Annotated in this window: 4 protein-coding genes and 1 pseudogene; 4 read left to right on the top strand and 1 reads right to left on the bottom strand. The window is 70.4% G+C overall.

The window, feature by feature from the left end:
* A pseudogene (locus JWQ91_RS15065) lies at positions 1-327 on the top strand (DNA polymerase III subunit delta); the annotation flags it as partial.
* Between the two features lie 11 nt (positions 328-338).
* The gene (locus JWQ91_RS15060; RefSeq protein ID WP_297785915.1) at positions 339-1,505 is read left to right on the top strand and encodes a heparan-alpha-glucosaminide N-acetyltransferase domain-containing protein; all 1,167 of its coding nucleotides are present in this window, start codon (positions 339-341) and stop codon (positions 1,503-1,505) included.
* 25 nt (positions 1,506-1,530) lie between these two features.
* On the opposite strand, the gene rpsT is transcribed toward JWQ91_RS15060, so the two are convergent.
* The gene (gene rpsT, locus JWQ91_RS15055) at positions 1,531-1,791 is read right to left on the bottom strand and encodes a 30S ribosomal protein S20 (RefSeq protein ID WP_297785912.1); all 261 of its coding nucleotides are present in this window, start codon (positions 1,789-1,791) and stop codon (positions 1,531-1,533) included.
* A gap of 92 nt (positions 1,792-1,883) precedes the next feature.
* On the opposite strand from rpsT, the gene JWQ91_RS15050 reads away from it, so the two are divergent.
* Complete coding sequence (locus JWQ91_RS15050) at positions 1,884-2,117, top strand: hypothetical protein (protein ID WP_297785909.1); 234 nt, start codon at positions 1,884-1,886, stop codon at positions 2,115-2,117.
* 52 nt (positions 2,118-2,169) lie between these two features.
* Positions 2,170-2,701, top strand: a 532-nt coding sequence (locus JWQ91_RS15045) for a GTP-binding protein (RefSeq protein WP_297785906.1), incomplete at its 3' end; no start/stop codon positions are given.

The following is a 2,701-nucleotide window of genomic DNA, read 5'->3' as shown; positions in this document are numbered from 1 at the left end:
GCCCTGGAGCAGGCCCGGTGGGCCGAGGCCGCCAAGGTCGCCCCGGTCCTCATCACGAGCGCCCTCGCGACGGGCCTGCGCTCGCTCGCCAAGCTCTCCGGCGCGCCCGAGGGGCTCCGCGACAACGACCTGGCCGCCCTGATCGGTGCACCCCCGTTCAAGATCCGGGCGATGCGCCAGCAGCTGCGGAGCTGGGACCAGGCCGGGCTGGCGCAGGCCATCTCGGCGGTCGCCCAGGCCGATCTCGACGTCAAGGGCGGCGCCGCCGACCCGGCCTTCGCGGTCGAGCGGATGGTCCTCCAGGTCGCGGCGCAGCGCCGGCGCTGAGGATGCCCGGCGTGACGCGGTCCGGGATCCGGATCCCGTCACGGGTCGACGCGGTGGATGCCGCCCGCGGCATCGCCCTGCTCGGGATGATGCTGGTGCACGTCGGCCCCCACGGGGAGCCGTCCGGGAGCCCGGCCATCGGTCAGGTCGTCGCCGGCGGACGTGCGGCTCCGCTGTTCGCGGTGCTGGCCGGCGTCGCGCTGTCCCTCGTGCACCGGCGTGACCCGCGGGGTGTGGGATCGGTCCGGGCGACGATCGTGCGCGGGGTCCTGCTGGTCGTGCTGGGACTCGGCCTCGGATCGCTGGACGACGTGCCGGTCTACGTCATCCTCGCGTCGTACGGCCTCATGATCGTCGTCGCGCTGCCCTTCCGGACGCTCCCGACCCGGGTGCTGCTGCTCGTGACGCTGGGCTGGATCGCGGTCGCGCCGTTCGTGGTGATCGGCACCCAGGTGCTGCACGAGCCGGTCATCGCGATGCAGTCCGAGCTGGCGGAGCTGGGACATCCGCTCGACCTCGGGGCCGAGCTGCTCGTGTGGGGCGCCTATCCCGCGATCGTCTGGTTCGCCTACGTCCTGGTGGGCCTGCTCGTCGGTCGTCTTGACCTGCGCTCCGCGCGGACGGCGTGGCGCCTCGCCGGCCTCGGCGCCGCCCTGGTGGTCTTGACCGTGGGCCTGGCGTGGTGGCTGATCTCAGGGGGAGCTGTCGACGACCGGAGCTCGCTGGGCTGGGAGCTGCTGGTCGCCCCGCGGGCCTATCCCTACGCCGAGGCGTCGTGGAACGACCTCCTGCTGCTCGGTGAGCACACCTCGGCGCCGCTCAACGTCATCAGCGCGATCGGCTCGGCGCTCCTGGTCATCGGGGTGTGTGCCCTGCTCGTCCGGTTGCCCTGGGCGCGGCTGGCGCTGCTGCCGGTGCGCGCCGCCGGTGCCATGACCCTGACGCTCTACACCGCGCACGTGCTGTGGTTCTGGCGCGCGGCGACCAGCGATGCCTACGACCGGCCCGACGTGCTGACGCCGGGCACCTGGTCGCACTGGCTGCTGCAGGCGGTGGCGCTGGTCGGGTTCGCGATGATCTGGCAGCGCCAGGTCGGACGCGGACCGCTGGAGTCGGCCGTGCGCCTGCTGTCGGTCACGGCGTGGCGTGGCCGGGCACGAAAAAACGCCCCGGCCTGAGCCGGGGCGTTGATTCAGGCGTTCGTCAGAGCGACGCGGCCTTCTTGGCGATGGCCGACTTGCGGTTCGCCGCCTGGTTCTTGTGGATGACCTTCTTGGAGGCCGCCTTGTCGAGCTTCTTGGTCGCCTCAGCGGCGAAGAGCTTGGCCTCGTCGGTGTTGCCGGCGTCAACCGCCTCGGTGAAGCGGCGCACAGCGGTCTTGAGCGCCGAGCGGACGGACTTGTTGCGCTCGCGCGCCAGCTCGTTCTGCCGGTTGCGCTTGATCTGCGACTTGATATTCGCCACGGGGCAAACCTGTTTCTCTCGAATGTGTGGATGCTGCTCAGAGTGCGGGGCATGCCGAGGCACGCGACCACCAACTCTATCAGTCACCCGCCGTGACCCTCAAATCGCACGTCAGTGGATGGTCGTCCCGGTCGACAACCCCCACCGGGACGTCGATCTGGTGGACCGACCCCTACCGCGACAACGCCGTGAAGGGTCCGTCTGCGGGCTCGGTCCGGCAGCTCGTGTCGACCGGCTCCAACGCCGACCGGCCCGCCCTCGAGCGGTCCTGGGTCAACCTGGAGAAGGACCACGGCAAGGACAACGGCGTCCACGCACCCAACTGAGGTGCGGGCGGTGGTACGGGCGGGTGCGAGGTGATGGGAGAATGAAGCCATCATGAGCACCCGCCCCGTACCCCAGCCAGGGGCCACCGACCCGACGATCCTGCGCAACTTCTGCATCATCGCGCACATCGATCACGGCAAGTCGACGTTGGCCGACCGGATGCTGCAGCACACCGGCGTGGTCGACGGCCGCGACATGAAGGCGCAGTACCTCGACCGCATGGACATCGAGCGCGAGCGCGGCATCACGATCAAGAGCCAGGCCGTGCGCATGCCGTTCACCAAGTCCAGCGGTGACGACGCCGGCACGGTCTACGTCCTCAACATGATCGACACCCCCGGTCACGTCGACTTCACGTACGAGGTCAGCCGCAGCCTCGAGGCGTGCGAGGGAGCCGTCCTGCTGGTCGACGCCGCGCAGGGCATCGAGGCCCAGACGCTGGCCAACCTCTACCTCGCGATCGACGCCGACCTCGACATCATCCCGGTGCTCAACAAGATCGACCTGCCCGGCGCGCAGCCGGAGAAGTACGCCGCGGAGATCGCCGGCATCATCGGCGGCGACCCCGACGACGTGCTCCGGG

Source organism: Aeromicrobium sp. (genome assembly GCF_025965075.1).
Taxonomy (GTDB): domain Bacteria; phylum Actinomycetota; class Actinomycetes; order Propionibacteriales; family Nocardioidaceae; genus Aeromicrobium.
The sequence above is the reverse complement of the archived record's forward strand: the minus strand, read 5'-3'. Positions and strand labels throughout refer to the sequence as shown.